Origin of the sequence: Pseudomonas sp. W3I7 (assembly GCF_030816095.1) — a bacterium.
Classification (GTDB): Bacteria; Pseudomonadota; Gammaproteobacteria; order Pseudomonadales; family Pseudomonadaceae; genus Aquipseudomonas; species Aquipseudomonas salomonii.
The window spans coordinates 122,499-137,018 of record NZ_JAUSXP010000001.1; the positions used below are offsets into that span (position 1 = coordinate 122,499).

The window sequence follows — 14,520 nt, forward strand, 5'->3', positions numbered from 1 at the left end:
TGAAATAGAGATCAAATGTGGGAGCTGGCTTGCCTGCGATAGCGGTGGTGAATTCACTAAAGCTATCGCAGGCAAGCCAGCTCCCACATTGACCCGGTTTCTTCAGTTGGTTTTGCGGTGTCTGTCAGCCCAGGTTCTTGCCCAGCAGGGCATGGTACAGCTCGCTATCCCCCAGAATCCCCACCACCTGGTTGTTGTTATGCAACACCAGCTTGTTCCCTGTGTGATACCGAATCTGCAACGCATCGCGCATGCCGATATTGGAATCCACCAGCGTCGGTACCCGACCCAAACCTTCCACCGGTTGCCCCGGCGCCCAGTTCTGCAGGTTCAACGGCGTGCCGTTCTGGCGTGCGCCCTTGATCACATTGCCTTCGGCCAGGTCCAGCCACGAATCGCCGCCCGGGTCCAGGCTGATGGAGCCGTTGACGTGGGTGCAGTTCTCTACGGTGCGCATCAGGCTGCGCCCGCACAGCACGTTCAGCGGGTTGGTATGGGCGACGAAGGTGCGCACATAGTCGTCCGCCGGGTTCAGCACGATCTCTTCCGGCACGCTGTACTGGATGATCTTGCCGTCTTTCATGATCGCGATGCGGCTGCCGAGTTTGAGCGCCTCATCGAGGTCGTGGCTCACGAACACGATGGTCTTGCTCAGCTTGCGTTGCAGCTCCAGCAATTCATCTTGCAGGCCTTGGCGGATCAACGGGTCGAGGGCCGAGAAGGGTTCGTCCATCAGCAGGATATCGGCGTCCATCGCCAGGGCGCGGGCCAGGCCGACGCGCTGCTGCATGCCGCCGGACAGCTCGTCGGGCTTCTTGTTACGCCATTGGGCCAGGCCCACCAGTTCGAGTTTTTCATCCACCAGCGCACGCCGTTCTTTCTCCGGGCGGCCCTGCATCTCCAAGCCAAAGCTGATGTTCTCGCGCACCGTCAGCCACGGCATCAACGCGAACTTCTGGAACACCATGGCGATGCGCTTGGTGCGCATCATTTTCAGCTCGGCCGGTGTGCACGAAGCGATGTCGATCTGGCGACCTTCATGCTCCACAAACAGTTGGCCACGGCTTACGGTGTTGAGGCCGTTGATGCAGCGCAGCAGGCTTGATTTGCCGGAGCCGGACAGGCCCATCAGCACGCAGATCTCGCCTTTTTCAATGTCCAGGCTGGCTTTTTCAACGCCGACAATCTGCCCGGTCTTTTTCAGGATCTCGTTACGGCTCATGCCCTGGTCCAGCAGCTTGAGCGCTTCGCGTGGGTCTTTGGAGAAGATCACGTCGACATTGTCGAATCGGATAATGCTCATGCATCACCCCCTACTTTGGCATCGGGTTGTTTGCAGATGCGGTCGAGCATGATGGCCAGCAATACGATTGCCAGGCCGGCTTCAAAGCCCAGGGCGATGTCGGCGGTGTTGAGGGCGTTGACCACCGGCTTGCCGAGGCCGTCGGCGCCCACCAGGGCCGCGATCACCACCATCGACAACGACAGCATGATGCATTGGGTAATGCCGGCGGCAATGCTCGGCATGGCGTGGGGCAATTCAATACGTGAGAGCAACTGACGGCGCGAGCAGCCAAAGGCCTTGCCGGCGTCTATCAACTCTTGCGGTACATCACGGATACCCAGGTAGGTCAGGCGGATAGGCGCGGCAATCGCGAACACCACCGTGGAGATCAAGCCAGGCACCACGCCCAGCCCGAAGAGGGTCAGGGTCGGGATGAGGTAGACGAAGGTCGGCACGGTCTGCATCAGATCGAGCACCGGCCGCATCATGGTGTAGAACAGCGGTTTGTGCGCGGCAACAATGCCCAGCGGCACACCGATGACCACGCAGACCAGGGTGGCGAACAACACCTGGGCGAGGGTTTCCATGGTTTCCTGCCAGTACCCCAGGTTGAGGATCAGCAGGAAGGAGGCGATGACAAAAACGGTCAGGCCCCATTTGCGTTGAATAAAGTGAGCCAGCAGCGCAATCAGACCGATCAATGCCAGCGGATTGAACCAGGTCAGCGCGAACGTCACGCCGTGGATCATCGTTTCCAGAGTCGATGCGATTGCGTCGAAATAGTTGGCACCATGTTGGGTCAACCATTCGACGAAGGCAGCGATGTACTGGCCTAGTGGGATTTTCTGTTCAGTCAGCATGGTAGTGAATGTCCACATGCGAAGGGGAAAACATCCCAGGCCAGCGCACCGGCCTGGGGTCAGCGGTGTTGCCGGGTTAATTATTTGGCGAGGTAAGCTTTAACGGCGTCCAGCCCTGGTTTGCCATCAATGGTGGTGACACCGGCAAGCCAGGTGTCGAGTACTTGTGGGTTGGATTTGAGCCAGGCTTTGGCGGCTACATCCGGTTTTTGTTTGTCGTCCAGGACTTTACCCATCAGGGTGCTTTCCATGTTCAGGGTGAACGACAGGTTTTTCAGCAACTGACCGACGTTGCTGCATTCCTGGGTGTAGCCCTTGCGAACGTTGGTGTAGATGGTGGCCTGGCCATAGTTGGGGCCGAATGAATCGTCACCGCCGGTCAAGTACTTCATCTTGAAGCGGGTGTTCATCGGGTGCGGTTCCCAACCGAGGAACACGATGGCCTGGTCGCGTTTGGTGGCGCGTTCCACTTGCGAGAGCATCCCGGCTTCGCTGGATTCCACCACTTTGAAACCTGCGGTTTTCAGGCCGAAGGCGTCTTTGTCGATCAGGGTCTGGATGGTGCGGTTGCCGTCGTTACCCGGCTCGATGCCGTAGATCTTGCCGCCCAGCTCATCCTTGAATTTGGCAATATCGGCGAAGTCTTTCAGGCCCTTGTTATACAGCGCCTCGGGTACGGCCAAGGTGTACTTGGCGTTCTCCAGGTTGGCGCGCACGGTTTCCACGGTGCCGGCATCACGGTACTGCTTGATGTCGTTTTCCATGGTCGGCATCCAGTTGCCGAGGAAGATGTCCATGTTCTTGCCGTCGGCCAGCGACTTGTAGGTCACCGGTACTGAAATCATCGTGGTGCGTGGCTTGTAGCCCAGGCCTTTGAGGATTTCACTGGTGGTTGCGGTGGTGACGGTGATGTCGGTCCAGCCGACATCGGAGAAATTGACGGTCTGGCATTGTGCCGGTTCTGCAGCGTGCGCCAGGGCTGGCAGACTCAACATGGCGGCCAACAACAACGAGGGTGAACCTTTCATCTGGGTAGACTCCTGTGTCTTTTTTCTGACGGCATGTGCCGCGCTTTATAAGTGTTGCGGTTGGGGCGTGCTTCAAGCTGACGGCACGATGCCCTGCAAACGAGTCGAGACTGATCATGTACCAGTGAAAATCTGACGCCTACAGGGGGCGTCGTATCCAGTACAGGGATGGTCGTATCCAGTGTCGGTGACGTCGCTTACAGATTTTTTCAACGGCAAAACCGCATTTTTTGCCGCTCTGCACCGCTAAAAACGGCCAAAACGCCGGTTCGTGCGAGGGCGGCGCTGCTGAGCATGGTCACGTCGGTGTGAGACGCCGTAAGGGGCAACAAAAGCTTGATGATGCCGCTATTCGGGCGAGTTCAGCGTAGCAGGTCGCCCGTGCCCATCGAGGAGTTTCACGGCAATGGCTATCAGTGTTTTCGACCTGTTCAAGATCGGCATCGGGCCTTCGAGTTCTCACACCGTCGGCCCCATGCGCGCCGCGGCGTTGTTCGTTCAGCACTTGCGTGAACGTGGAATGTTGGAACAAGTACGTCGCGTCGAAGTTCAGCTCTATGGCTCGTTGTCGGCCACCGGCATCGGCCACGGCAGCGACACCGCTACCATCATGGGCTTGATGGGCGAATGGCCGGACGCAATTGACCCGTCGCAGATCGGCCTGCGTATCCACACCCTGCGTGAGACCGACACCTTGTTGCTCGACGGGCGTTTGCCGGTGCCCTTTGTATGGGCGCGCGACATGCGCCTGCTCGATGAAAACCTGCCCTTCCACCCCAACGCCATGACCCTGGTGGTGTTGGGTGATGACGGCGAGCTGCACCGCGACACCTACTATTCAGTCGGTGGCGGTTTTGTGGTGGATGAGGCCCAGGCCCAAAGCGGCGTGGCGGACATGGACCGCACCGAGCTGCCCTATGATTTTTCCAGCGCGGCGCAGCTGTTGCAGCTGTGCAAGACCCACAACCTGCGCGTTGCCGAATTGATGCTGGCCAACGAAAAAACCTGGCGCAGCGAAGAAGAAATCCGCAGCGGCCTGATGAAGCTCTGGCGCGCCATGCAGGATTGCGTGGAGCAGGGCCTCAAGCACGAAGGCATCCTGCCCGGCGGCCTGAATGTGCGTCGTCGCGCGGCCAAGCTGCACCGCAGTTTGCAGGAGCTGGGCAAACCGAATGTGATCGGCTCAACCTTGAGCGCCATGGAATGGGTCAACCTGTTCGCCCTGGCGGTCAATGAAGAAAACGCCGCCGGTGGGCGCATGGTCACCGCGCCCACCAATGGCGCGGCGGGGATTATTCCGGCAGTGCTGCACTACTTTATGAAGTTCAGCGAAGAGGTCACCGAAGCCAACGTGGTCGACTATTTGCTGGGCGCTGCGGCGGTCGGGATTCTGTGCAAGAAAAACGCCTCGATCTCCGGCGCCGAAGTCGGCTGCCAGGGCGAGGTCGGTTCAGCCTGTGCCATGGCCGCTGCGGGCCTGGCCGAGATCCTCGGCGCCACGCCGGAGCAACTGTGCAACGCCGCCGAAATTGGCCTGGAACATAACCTCGGCCTGACCTGCGACCCGGTGGGCGGGTTGGTGCAAGTGCCGTGCATTGAGCGCAACGCGATTGCGGCGGTGAAGGCGATCAACGCGGCGCAGATGGCGCTGCGCGGAGATGGCCAGCATTTTATTTCCCTGGACCGGGTGATCCGCACCATGCGCGATACCGGCGCGGATATGCATGACAAGTACAAGGAAACTTCGCGAGGGGGCTTGGCGGTCAGCGCAGTAGAGTGTTGATTCAGTTATACCGCCATCGCAGGCAAGCCAGCTCCCACATTTGGAATGCATTCTCCTGTGGGAGCTGGCTTGCCTGCGATAGCGGTTGTGCAGCCACCACTGCGCATAAAGTGAACACCCGAACCCAAACGCGCCACCTTTTAGCGCGTCGCAAATAGATAAGTAGCTTGCGAACGATCTCGCGCCTTCCTACCCGTCACCCGTGCGTGCGGTGACAGACCTTTCCCACACCCGCAAAGCGCCTTCCCACAAGTGCTACCGATCTGCTCACACCCCTTGAGCAGGGCCGCTCTGACGTCCATTTCCGGCCATATCCCGCACTCCCGGCGCGGGCTTATATAGACGCGTCATCAGGTCGTTTTTAGGATTTATTGGACGGCCATTCAATTTTAGGCATGGCATTTGCTCTATCCATTTAAAGCCTCACTCCTTGCCGGAGACGAGCGCAATAACAAGAGCCTCGCCTGAGGCCATCACCCGCTTTGTGTGAGGAGATACCGCGATGACGTCGTTCAACTCCGGGGCCCAACCCCAGAACCGTGCGCCTCAATCCATCGGCTTTTTGCTGCTGGACAATTTCACGCTGATTTCCCTGGCTTCGGCAGTGGAACCGCTGCGCATGGCCAACCAGCTGTCCGGCCGCGAGCTGTATCGCTGGACAACCCTGAGTGTCGACGGCAACCAGGTGTGGGCCAGCGACGGTCTGCAAATCACTCCCGATGCCTCCATGCACAAAGCTCCGGCCCTGGACACTGTGATTGTGTGCGGCGGCGTGGGCATCCAGCGCACCGTGACCCGTGAACATGTGTCGTGGCTGCAAAGCCAGGCGCGCCAATCGCGCCGCCTTGGCGCGGTCTGCACCGGCAGTTGGGCCCTGGCCTGCGCCGGGTTGCTCGACGGCTTTGATTGCAGCGTGCACTGGGAATGCCTGGCCTCGATGCAGGAAGCCTTCCCGCGCGTGGCCATGAGCACGCGTCTGTTCACCCTCGACCGTAACCGCTTCACCAGCTCGGGCGGCACCGCGCCGCTGGACATGATGCTGCACCTGATCAGCCGCGACCACGGCCGTGAATTGTCGGCTGCCATCTCCGAGATGTTTGTGTACGAACGCATCCGCAACGAACAGGATCACCAGCGTGTGCCGCTCAAGCACATGCTCGGCACCAACCAGCCGAAACTGCAGGAAATCGTCGCGCTGATGGAAGCCAACCTGGAAGAGCCGATCGACCTGGATGAGCTGGCGGTGTATGTCGCCGTGTCGCGCCGCCAACTGGAGCGGCTGTTCCAGAAATACCTGCACTGCTCACCGTCGCGCTACTACCTCAAATTGCGCCTGATCCGTGCACGGCAGTTGCTCAAGCAAACCCCGATGTCGATCATCGAAGTGGCCTCGGTGTGCGGGTTTGTGTCCACGCCGCACTTCTCCAAGTGCTACCGCGAATACTTTGGCATTCCGCCACGGGATGAGCGCGTAGGTTCCAACACCACCCAGCAAGTGGCGATGATGCCGATTCCACAGGCGCTGGTGTTGTCACCGTTGTCGGGGCCGATGTCGGCGTTGAGCCAGGCGCGTAATGAGTCGACGTTTGCCAGTGTAAGGCTCTAGACCGAGTCGCCTTCATCGCAGGCAAGCCAGCTCCCACCTTTTGATTTGTGAATACATTAAAATGTGGGAGCTGGCTTGCCTGCGATAGCGATTTATCAGGCACCAGAGCTTTGCTTGAACTGCACCAAAGCCGGCAACAGCTGCTTGTCGATCGCCTGGCGCACCGCCGGCAAGATCGTCGCGCTGCCGGTGTACATCTGCTCCACCATGCCCTTGAGCGCCTTGGCCCGCGCAGCGCTCAAACCGCGTACCGCGCACTCGCAAGCCTGTTCGGCGCTGGCGCCGCTGGATACCTCGAAACCCAGCGAGCGCAGTTGGCTCAGCAGGTCATCCTGGTCAATCAAGTCCGCGTGCATCATGACGTTTATCCTGGTGTAGGGAGCGGGATTGAATGGGATTCTGGTAGGCCCTCGGCCGGTCGGCAAGGGCAGAATCGGCGAATGGCTCAGATGGCTATGAACAGGTCGTTTTCGGGTCATTTACCGATAGCAACAATAGGCACACTGGAGGCCAGGCACGCACCTTGACGGTTTGGTCACCCTCGGGATGTCACGCTCACACCAAGCACTCTGCCCCGATCCAGTCACGGCTGGCCCGGGGCTTTTTTTTGCTGGGGTTTGTGGTGGCTTTATTGGCCTCATCGCAGCGGTGCGACGATTCGACAAGCCAGCTCCCACACTTGACCTGGTTTTACCTTTGAAATGGGGTCAAATGTGGGAGCTGGCTTGCCTGCGATGGCCGCACCCCGGTCTACCGCTGCAACACCAGAATCCTTGAGAGCAACTCATCCCGATCAATGTAACAACCCTGAAAATGCCGCGCCCCCGAAGCCGGGTCAAACGCGTTGCGCGCATGCAAGGTGCGGCGGTTATCGAAGCACCACAGTTCACCCGGATTCAGGCGTTTGACCAGGCGGAAACGCTCCTCGCGCGTCATCGCAATAAAGCGCCGATACGCCCGGTACAACAACGGCATCTGCTCCACGCTTGCCTCAAACGGCCCGCGCAAAAAGTTGGCCATGCGAATCTCTGCCACATCACCCAAGGCGTCCAGCGCAATAATCGGTGCCAGGCGGCGGTAGTCGCTGTGCCGGTCTTTATTGCGAAACTCCACCGGGATTTTACACAGTGCGCAAAACGCCTCGGGGTCCTCGCTGCGCAGCGCCTGGGCGATGGCAAACCCATCGACAAAAATGCTCTCGCCACCGTCGGCGTCATTCACCAGGCAATGCAAAAATTGCAGCCCAGGTTGCAGCTCCCGTGTCGGCAAATCACTGTGCAGCGGCAGGTTGAAAGCGGTGTAGGCGTTACTGTCGGCATCGGCCTTGGATTGCACGTTGAACAGCACGCCGAAGTTGCTCTCGCGAATAAATGAAATGCGCTTGGCGATCAGTGCAAGCGAGCCCGGCTCGGTGGGTACGCCACGGATTTGCGTAAGGCCGTTGTCACGCAAGGCCAGCAGCCATTGCAGCAGGGCTTTGGGGTCTTCCATCACCGTCGCATAGTCGAAGACGGGCAGCGCGAAGCTGCTGTGCCACAGTTGAGACTGGGGTTTGGCCGCACGGCGTTCGGCGCGTGATTGATCGTCATAGGCGTGGGCGCGCAACCAGCCTGGGTCGTACTGACTATGATGGCCGCCACGCCATTGCACACTTAGAAAACCCTGATCAATGCTCGCGTTTAGGGCGCGCAGATGCTCGTCCACGTCGACAATTTCCAGCACCTGCTCACGGGTCACGCTGTACACGCATTCGCTGCAAGGGCAGTTGTCCCGCAGCCACTGATGATGAAACGGGCTGACCCGCCCATCGGCCCACTGCACGCGAATCTGATCATCCAGCACCTGCGCCTCGGCAAGGTCGCAGATCTTCGGGTAAGTACGGAAATCGGCAACAGCGGCGGCGGTTTGCATGGCGGCTCCTTATTGTTTTTTGGGTGGTAATCCAATCACTCGGCCCAGCAAGGCAGGGCGGGGCAGGTCGGCCTGTTCGGCGCTGATGCCCGCGAGCTTTTCCAGGGTGGCCTCGGTAAACGGCGCAGAATGCGGCCCGGCCAGATCGACGTGCAGCAGCATCTGTTCGTTGCCGGCCAATTCCTTCGCATCGCCCACAAGGTGCAGGCTGTGATAGAGGTGCAGGCGCTTGGCGTCGTGGGCGATCAGTTGGGTGTGCACCTCTACGTCGGCGCCGAGTTTCACTTCGTGCAGGTAGTTGAGGTGCAGTTCCAGGGTGAACAGCGAGTGGCCGCTGGCTTCGCGGTTTTCGCTGTCCAGCCCGAGGGTGTCCATCAGCGCGTCGGTGGCGTAGCTGAAGATCAGCAGGTAGAACGCATCACGCAGGTGGCCGTTGTAGTCGACCCAGTCGGGCTGGATTTTGGTGGTGTAGGTGGTCAGTGCGGGCATGGTGTGGATTCCGAAAATTTACTCGGTCAGAAATGTGGGAGCGGGCTTGCTCGCGAATGCGGTGGGTCAGTACCGAATGCATCAACTGACACACTGCCTTCGCGAGCAAGCCCGCTCCCACATTGGTTATTCAGCGAAAGTCATACCGTGTTTTTCCTTAGTGGTCTTCACTGCTTCAAGCACCGCCAGCAAGCAATCATCACGATAGCGCTCCAGCGCCGAAATGCTGTGTTTACCCAGCTGATCGCTGGTGCCGTCGACCACATCATCAATCAACTTGTCGGTCAGCTCCGGCGCCGGCAAATATGTCCACGGCAACTGCAGTGCCGGGCCGAACTGGGCCATGAAGTGGCGCATTCCGGCATCGCCGCCCGCGAGGGTGTAAGTCAGGAATGTGCCCATGAACGACCAGCGCAAACCGGCGCCAAAACGAATCGCATCATCGATCTCGCCCGTGGTGGCCACGCCATCATTGACCAGGTGCAACGCCTCACGCCACAGCGCTTCAAGCAAACGGTCGGCGATAAACCCCGGCACTTCCTTACGCACATGCAGCGGGCGCATGCCGAGGGATTCATACACCTTGATCGCCGCTTGAATCGCCTCCGGCGCGGTGTGCTTGCCGCCCACCACTTCCACCAGCGGCAACAGGTAAACCGGGTTGAACGGGTGGCCGACCACGCAGCGTTCCGGGTGGGTCGAGCCCTCGTAGAACTCACTCGGCAACAGGCCCGAAGTGCTGGAGCCAATCAGTGCGTTTGGCTTGGCAGCGGCGCTGATTTTGCTGTGCAATTCCAGCTTTAGCTCCAGCCGTTCCGGGGCGCTTTCCTGGATGAAGTCGGCGTCTTTTACGCATTCTTCAATGGTGGCGACAAAGCGCAGGCGGCCCTGGGAGGCACCCGGCGCCAGGCCTTGTTTCTCCAGCGCGCCCCAGGCGTTGGCGACGCGCTTGCGCAGCGCCGCTTCAGCGCCAGGCGCCGGGTCCCAGGCGACGACATCCAGGCCGTGGGCCAGGGCACGGGAAACCCAGCCGCTGCCGATAACGCCGCTGCCGAGGGCGGCGAAGGTTTTGATTTCGGTGATAAAGCTCATGTCGACAATCCTGAATAATGTGAAGAACCCTGTGGGAGCGGGCTTGCTCGCGAATGCGGTGTGTCAGTTGATGCATTCGGTGACTGATTCACCGCATTCGCGAGCAAGCCCGCTCCCACATTTTTGATCCGGTTTCGGCCGGGATTAGCCGCGCTTGGTCAGGCCCATCTTGATTCGGCCTTCTGCCGGGGTCATGACCCGTGCACCCAGGCGGCTGAGGATTTCACTCGCGCGCTCCACCAGTTGGCCGTTAGTGGCGAGCACGCCCTTGTCCAGCCACAGGTTGTCTTCCAGGCCGACCCGCACGTTGCCGCCCAGCAGCACCGCTTGCGCCGCCATGGGCATTTGCATGCGGCCGATACCGAAGCCGGCCCACACGGCGTCGGCAGGCAGGTTGTCGACCATGGCTTTCATGGTGGTGGTGTCGGCCGGCGCGCCCCATGGGATGCCCAGGCACAGCTGAAACAGCGGGTTGTCGAGCAAGCCCTCCTTGATCATCTGCTTGGCGAACCACAGGTGGCCGGTGTCGAAAATTTCCAGCTCGGCCTTAACGCCCAGCTCCTGAATGCGTTTGGCACCCGCCCGCAGCTGCGCCGGAGTAGAGACGTAAATGGTGTCGCCATCGCCAAAGTTGAGCGTGCCGCAGTCCAGGGTGCAGATCTCCGGCAGCAGTTCCTCGACATGGGCCAGGCGCGTCAGCGGGCCGACCAGGTCGGTGTTGGGGCCGAACTCCATCGGGTTCTCGCCGCCGCCGATTTCCAGGTCGCCGCCCATGCCGGCGGTGAGGTTGACGATGATGTCGATGTCGGCCTCGCGAATGCGCTCCATCACTTCGCGGTACAGCGCCACGTCGCGGCTGAACTTGCCGGTTTGCGGGTCACGCACATGGCAGTGCACCACGGTGGCGCCGGCTTTGGCGGCTTCCACGGCGGCGGCAGCGATTTGTTTGGGCGTGACCGGCACGTGCGGGCTGCGGCTGGTCGTGTCGCCAGCACCGGTGAGTGCGCAGGTGATGATGACGTCGTGGTTCATGAGGCGGTTCCTTACAGGCGGGCGTAGTGATGCCGTTCGCAGCCAACAGCGGCTGCGATACGGTGATGCGAATCAGGTTATTTGCTGGTCAGTTGCAGGTTGGCCGCGGCCGGTTTGCCGTCGGAGGTGGTCACGCCTTCGAGCCAGCGCTGCTGGTCTTGCGGGTGGTCCTTGAGCCACTGCTTGGCAGACTCGAAGGCGTCTTTGTGATCCAGCAACGGCTGCATCATTCGGCTCTCGTCGGCGGCGGTGAAGGTCAGGTTGGTCAATAGCTTGTGCACGTTGGGGCACTGCTCGGCGTAGGTCGGTGAAGTCACGCTCCACACCGTGGCCATGCCTTCGTTCGGGCCAAGGGCGTCATCGCTGCCGGTGAGGTAAGTCATCGCGACGTTGACGTTCATCGGGTGCGGCGCCCAGCCAAAGAACACCACGGCTTCTTTGCGGCGCACGGCGCGGTCGACGGCGGCGAGCATCCCGGCTTCGCTGGACTCCACCAACTGGAACTTGCCGAGGCCGAACTGGTTCTTGGCGATCATCGCCTTGATCTGGGTATTGGCGCCCGAGCCTGGCTCGATGCCGTAGATCTTGCCGCCCAGTTCTTTTTCGAACCTGGCAATGTCGGCGAAGGTTTTCAGGCCTTTATCCGCCAGGTAAGTCGGCACGGCGAGGGTGGCGCGCGCATCTTCCAGGCTCGGCTTGTCGAGGACTTTGACTTGCTTGGCGTCGACGAACGGCGTGATGGTCTGGGTCATCAGCGGGTTCCAATAGCCCAGGAACATGTCCAGGCGCTGGTCGCGGATACCGGCGAAGATGATTTGCTGGGAGGCGCTGGTTTGTTTGGTCTTGTAGCCGAGGCCGTCGAGCAATACTTGGGTCATGGCGCTGGTGGCGATTACGTCGGTCCAGTTCACCACACCCATGCGCACGTTGCGGCAAGATTCTGCGTCGGCCGCGAGTACGCTGGTGCTCAAGATGGCGCTGGCGCTGAGTGCAAGCACGCAGCGGCTGATCAGTCGGTTCATGGTGGATCCCTCGGCAGGTCGTTATTGTGGGGGCCGGCGTCTTTGTGCGCCGTGGGATCACGTTACGCAGCTTGAGGGGAGGCAAAGCGCACGGCGGCGACCAGCTCTTGCACTGCAGCGACCTGTGCTCTTGAATGGTCGGTTGAACTGGCGTATCACAGTGAGCACGCTGCCCGTCCTACGAGAGCGCCACCATGTCCCAGGATTTCTACTTTCTGCTGATGCCGGGTTTCTCGGCCATCGGCTTTATTTCCGCGCTGGAACCGCTGCGCGTGGCCAACCGCTTTCGCGGCGAGTTGTACCGCTGGCACGTGTTAAGTGCCGATGGCGGCGCGGTGCTGGCGAGCAATGGCATGTCGGTGAACGCCGACGCCGCGCTGGAACCGCTGAAAAAAGGCGCGACGCTGATGGTGGTCGCAGGCTTCGAACCCTTGAAGTTCACTACGCCCGCACTGGAACACTGGCTGCGTCGCCTTGACCACGATGGCGTGACCCTCGGCGCCATCGACACCGGCGCCTGTGTGCTCGCAGAAGCCGGTTTGCTCGACGGCCACCGCCTGACCCTGCACTGGGAAGCCATCGACGCGTTCAAGGAATCCTATCCACAGCTCACGGTGACCCAGGAGCTGTTCGAGATTGACCGCCGGCGCATCACCTGCGCCGGTGGCACCGCCTCCATCGACCTGATGCTCGACCTGATCGCCCAGGCCCACGGCCCGGACCTGGCGATTCAGGTGTCCGAGCAATTCGTGCTCGGGCGCATCCGCCCGCGCAAAGACCACCAGCGCATGCAGATCGCCACGCGTTATGGCATCAACAACAAGAAGCTGGTGCAGGTGATCGGTGAGATGGAACAGCACAGCGAGCCGCCGCTGAGCACGTTGGCGTTGGCCGAGGCGATCAAGGTCACGCGGCGCCAGCTGGAGCGCCTGTTCCGTCTGCACCTGAACGACACGCCGAGCAACTTCTACCTCGGCCTGCGCCTGGAAAAAGCCCGGCAGCTATTGCGCCAAAGCGACATGAGCGTGCTGGAAGTGAGTATTGCGTGCGGGTTTGAGTCGCCGTCGTACTTCACCCGCAGCTACCGGGCGCGGTTTGCCAAGTGTCCGAGAGAGGATCGGCGACGGGAGGTGGTTTGACGGGCAATTATAGTCAATTATACTCGTTACTATAATTTATAGTCCTTTCCATAATTGAGTATAAAACCATGTCGAAGAACAGCGGCTTCGTATTCCGCCGCCCCGCCCTGGCAAGCAGCATTGCCGATGGTTTGGTGGGGGCCGGTATTCAGGATTTTACCTCTGGCCTGTTTCTCGCTGCGCCGCGTCGCACCGGCAAAAGTACCTTTTTGCGCGAAGACCTGATCCCGGAGTGTCAACTGCGGGGTTGGCTGGCGGTTTACGTGGATCTCTGGGCTGACAAAGAGAAAGATCCGGCGGAGTTGATCGCCAGCGCTATTGCCGCGGCGCTGGTGCCCTATGAAAAGGGTATTCGCAAGCTGGCCAAGAACATTGGAATCGAGAAGCTAAGCTTCCTGCGTACCCTTTCCTGGGACTTCAGCAAGCCACAATTGCCGGTGGGTGCGACGCTGACTCAAGCGTTGGAGTTGCTCCACAGCGCTGCCGAAAAGCCCGTCGTACTGGTGATTGATGAAGCGCAGCACGCACTCACCACCGAGTCCGGCATCAACGCGATGTTCGCGTTGAAAGCTGCCCGAGATCAGCTCAACCAAGGCCGTGACGAGGAGGGCAGTGGCTTGCGGCTGGTGTTCACCGGCTCCAATCGCGACAAGCTCGCGCATTTGGTCCTCGGTAAAAGCCAGCCATTCTTCGGCTCCAGCATCACCCCCTTTCCCTTGCTCGGCAAAGAGTTCACTCAGGCCTACACCGTGCACCTCAACGCGCATTTGGCCAGCACCAATCAGTTCAACGCTGCGGATATCGACGAAGCCTTCGAACTGGTCGGCCGGCGCCCGGAAATGCTGCGTACCATCATCGGCGAAGTGGCGCTGGAGTTGGGCGAGGCGAGCAACCTGGGCCAGCTGCTGCACAGCCGCGCCGAACTGTTGCGTGCCGGCGTGTGGACCGAATTTGAAAGCGCGTGGAACAACCTCACCGTTCCACAGCGTGCTGTGTTGGCGGTGATGGTGGAACGCTCGCAGAACAACGAGCCTTTTGCGCCGTTTACCGATAGCACACTCACGGCGGTCAGCAAGGCACTGGAGGACATGGGCAGCGACGTGGTGCCGGGCACCCAGACCATTCAGGCCTGTATCGATGCCTTGCGTGATAAAGAGTTGGTGTGGAAGTCGAGTCGCGGCGGGTATGCCCTGGAAGACAAATCCTTTGGCGACTGGCTGCTGCACAAGCGCCGTACACCGAACTCCAAGACACCATAAATCAACTGTGGGAG

13 protein-coding genes are annotated in these 14,520 nt (G+C 60.3%); 4 read left to right on the forward strand and 9 right to left on the reverse strand.

Annotation, left to right across the window (positions count from 1 at the left end):
• Positions 1 to 124: 124 nt before the first annotated feature.
• The 3 genes from choV to QF043_RS00605 all read right to left on the reverse strand — a co-directional run bounded on the left by choV (position 125) and on the right by QF043_RS00605 (position 3,173).
• On the reverse strand, positions 125 to 1,303 hold the full coding sequence (gene choV, locus QF043_RS00595) for a choline ABC transporter ATP-binding protein (protein ID WP_017139375.1): 1,179 nt from the start codon (positions 1,301 to 1,303) through the stop codon (positions 125 to 127).
• Complete coding sequence (gene choW, locus QF043_RS00600; protein ID WP_307417183.1) at positions 1,300 to 2,145, reverse strand: choline ABC transporter permease subunit; 846 nt, start codon at positions 2,143 to 2,145, stop codon at positions 1,300 to 1,302. The genes choV and choW overlap by 4 nt, the downstream gene beginning before the upstream one ends.
• 80 nt (positions 2,146 to 2,225) lie before the next feature.
• Positions 2,226 to 3,173 carry a choline ABC transporter substrate-binding protein gene (locus QF043_RS00605; protein WP_068931290.1) on the reverse strand — a complete coding sequence of 316 codons (948 nt, stop codon included), beginning with the start codon at positions 3,171 to 3,173 and terminating at the stop codon, positions 2,226 to 2,228.
• A 406-nt stretch (positions 3,174 to 3,579) separates the two neighbouring features.
• Here QF043_RS00605 and QF043_RS00610 point away from each other — a divergent pair, with 406 nt between their 5' ends.
• Positions 3,580 to 4,956 carry an L-serine ammonia-lyase gene (locus tag QF043_RS00610; protein ID WP_307417185.1) on the forward strand — a complete coding sequence of 459 codons (1,377 nt, stop codon included), beginning with the start codon at positions 3,580 to 3,582 and terminating at the stop codon, positions 4,954 to 4,956.
• A gap of 502 nt (positions 4,957 to 5,458) precedes the next feature.
• Complete coding sequence (locus QF043_RS00615) at positions 5,459 to 6,562, forward strand: GlxA family transcriptional regulator (RefSeq protein WP_005792167.1); 1,104 nt, start codon at positions 5,459 to 5,461, stop codon at positions 6,560 to 6,562.
• 95 nt (positions 6,563 to 6,657) lie between these two features.
• Here the strand turns inward: QF043_RS00615 and QF043_RS00620 are convergent, their stop codons facing one another.
• The 6 genes from QF043_RS00620 to QF043_RS00645 form a co-directional block, all read right to left on the reverse strand.
• Positions 6,658 to 6,921 carry a hypothetical protein gene (locus QF043_RS00620; protein WP_017139371.1) on the reverse strand — a complete coding sequence of 88 codons (264 nt, stop codon included), beginning with the start codon at positions 6,919 to 6,921 and terminating at the stop codon, positions 6,658 to 6,660.
• Positions 6,922 to 7,312: 391 nt separating this feature from the next.
• Positions 7,313 to 8,473, reverse strand: coding sequence for a gamma-butyrobetaine dioxygenase (locus tag QF043_RS00625; protein WP_307417186.1), 1,161 nt, complete (start codon positions 8,471 to 8,473; stop codon positions 7,313 to 7,315).
• A 9-nt stretch (positions 8,474 to 8,482) separates the two neighbouring features.
• Positions 8,483 to 8,962 (reverse strand): thioesterase family protein, encoded by a 480-nt coding sequence (locus tag QF043_RS00630; protein ID WP_058420714.1) that lies wholly within the window; start codon positions 8,960 to 8,962, stop codon positions 8,483 to 8,485.
• 126 nt (positions 8,963 to 9,088) lie between these two features.
• Positions 9,089 to 10,054, reverse strand: a complete 966-nt coding sequence (locus tag QF043_RS00635; protein ID WP_307417187.1) for an L-carnitine dehydrogenase — start codon at positions 10,052 to 10,054, stop codon at positions 9,089 to 9,091.
• Positions 10,055 to 10,198: 144 nt separating this feature from the next.
• Complete coding sequence (locus tag QF043_RS00640; RefSeq protein ID WP_017139368.1) at positions 10,199 to 11,086, reverse strand: 3-keto-5-aminohexanoate cleavage protein; 888 nt, start codon at positions 11,084 to 11,086, stop codon at positions 10,199 to 10,201.
• Positions 11,087 to 11,163: 77 nt separating this feature from the next.
• Positions 11,164 to 12,108, reverse strand: a complete 945-nt coding sequence (locus QF043_RS00645; RefSeq protein ID WP_307417188.1) for a choline ABC transporter substrate-binding protein — start codon at positions 12,106 to 12,108, stop codon at positions 11,164 to 11,166.
• A gap of 194 nt (positions 12,109 to 12,302) precedes the next feature.
• Between QF043_RS00645 and QF043_RS00650 the strand changes: the two genes are divergently transcribed.
• Together QF043_RS00650 and QF043_RS00655 are read left to right on the forward strand one after the other, a co-directional pair.
• The gene (locus QF043_RS00650) at positions 12,303 to 13,247 is read left to right on the forward strand and encodes a GlxA family transcriptional regulator (protein WP_065929451.1); all 945 of its coding nucleotides are present in this window, start codon (positions 12,303 to 12,305) and stop codon (positions 13,245 to 13,247) included.
• A gap of 68 nt (positions 13,248 to 13,315) precedes the next feature.
• Positions 13,316 to 14,506, forward strand: a complete 1,191-nt coding sequence (locus tag QF043_RS00655) for an AAA family ATPase (RefSeq protein ID WP_305456266.1) — start codon at positions 13,316 to 13,318, stop codon at positions 14,504 to 14,506.
• Positions 14,507 to 14,520 lie beyond the last annotated feature (14 nt).

Coding starts and splice junctions, on each gene's coding strand:
- QF043_RS00645 (WP_307417188.1), bottom strand. CDS start 12,108: ATGAACCGACTGATCAGCCGCTGCGTGCTTGCACTCAGCGCCAGCGCC.
- QF043_RS00605 (WP_068931290.1), bottom strand. CDS start 3,173: ATGAAAGGTTCACCCTCGTTGTTGTTGGCCGCCATGTTGAGTCTGCCA.
- choW (WP_307417183.1), bottom strand. CDS start 2,145: ATGCTGACTGAACAGAAAATCCCACTAGGCCAGTACATCGCTGCCTTC.
- QF043_RS00615 (WP_005792167.1), top strand. CDS start 5,459: ATGACGTCGTTCAACTCCGGGGCCCAACCCCAGAACCGTGCGCCTCAA.
- QF043_RS00650 (WP_065929451.1), top strand. CDS start 12,303: ATGTCCCAGGATTTCTACTTTCTGCTGATGCCGGGTTTCTCGGCCATC.
- QF043_RS00610 (WP_307417185.1), top strand. CDS start 3,580: ATGGCTATCAGTGTTTTCGACCTGTTCAAGATCGGCATCGGGCCTTCG.
- QF043_RS00655 (WP_305456266.1), top strand. CDS start 13,316: ATGTCGAAGAACAGCGGCTTCGTATTCCGCCGCCCCGCCCTGGCAAGC.
- QF043_RS00635 (WP_307417187.1), bottom strand. CDS start 10,054: ATGAGCTTTATCACCGAAATCAAAACCTTCGCCGCCCTCGGCAGCGGC.
- QF043_RS00630 (WP_058420714.1), bottom strand. CDS start 8,962: ATGCCCGCACTGACCACCTACACCACCAAAATCCAGCCCGACTGGGTC.
- choV (WP_017139375.1), bottom strand. CDS start 1,303: ATGAGCATTATCCGATTCGACAATGTCGACGTGATCTTCTCCAAAGAC.
- QF043_RS00640 (WP_017139368.1), bottom strand. CDS start 11,086: ATGAACCACGACGTCATCATCACCTGCGCACTCACCGGTGCTGGCGAC.
- QF043_RS00620 (WP_017139371.1), bottom strand. CDS start 6,921: ATGATGCACGCGGACTTGATTGACCAGGATGACCTGCTGAGCCAACTG.
- QF043_RS00625 (WP_307417186.1), bottom strand. CDS start 8,473: ATGCAAACCGCCGCCGCTGTTGCCGATTTCCGTACTTACCCGAAGATC.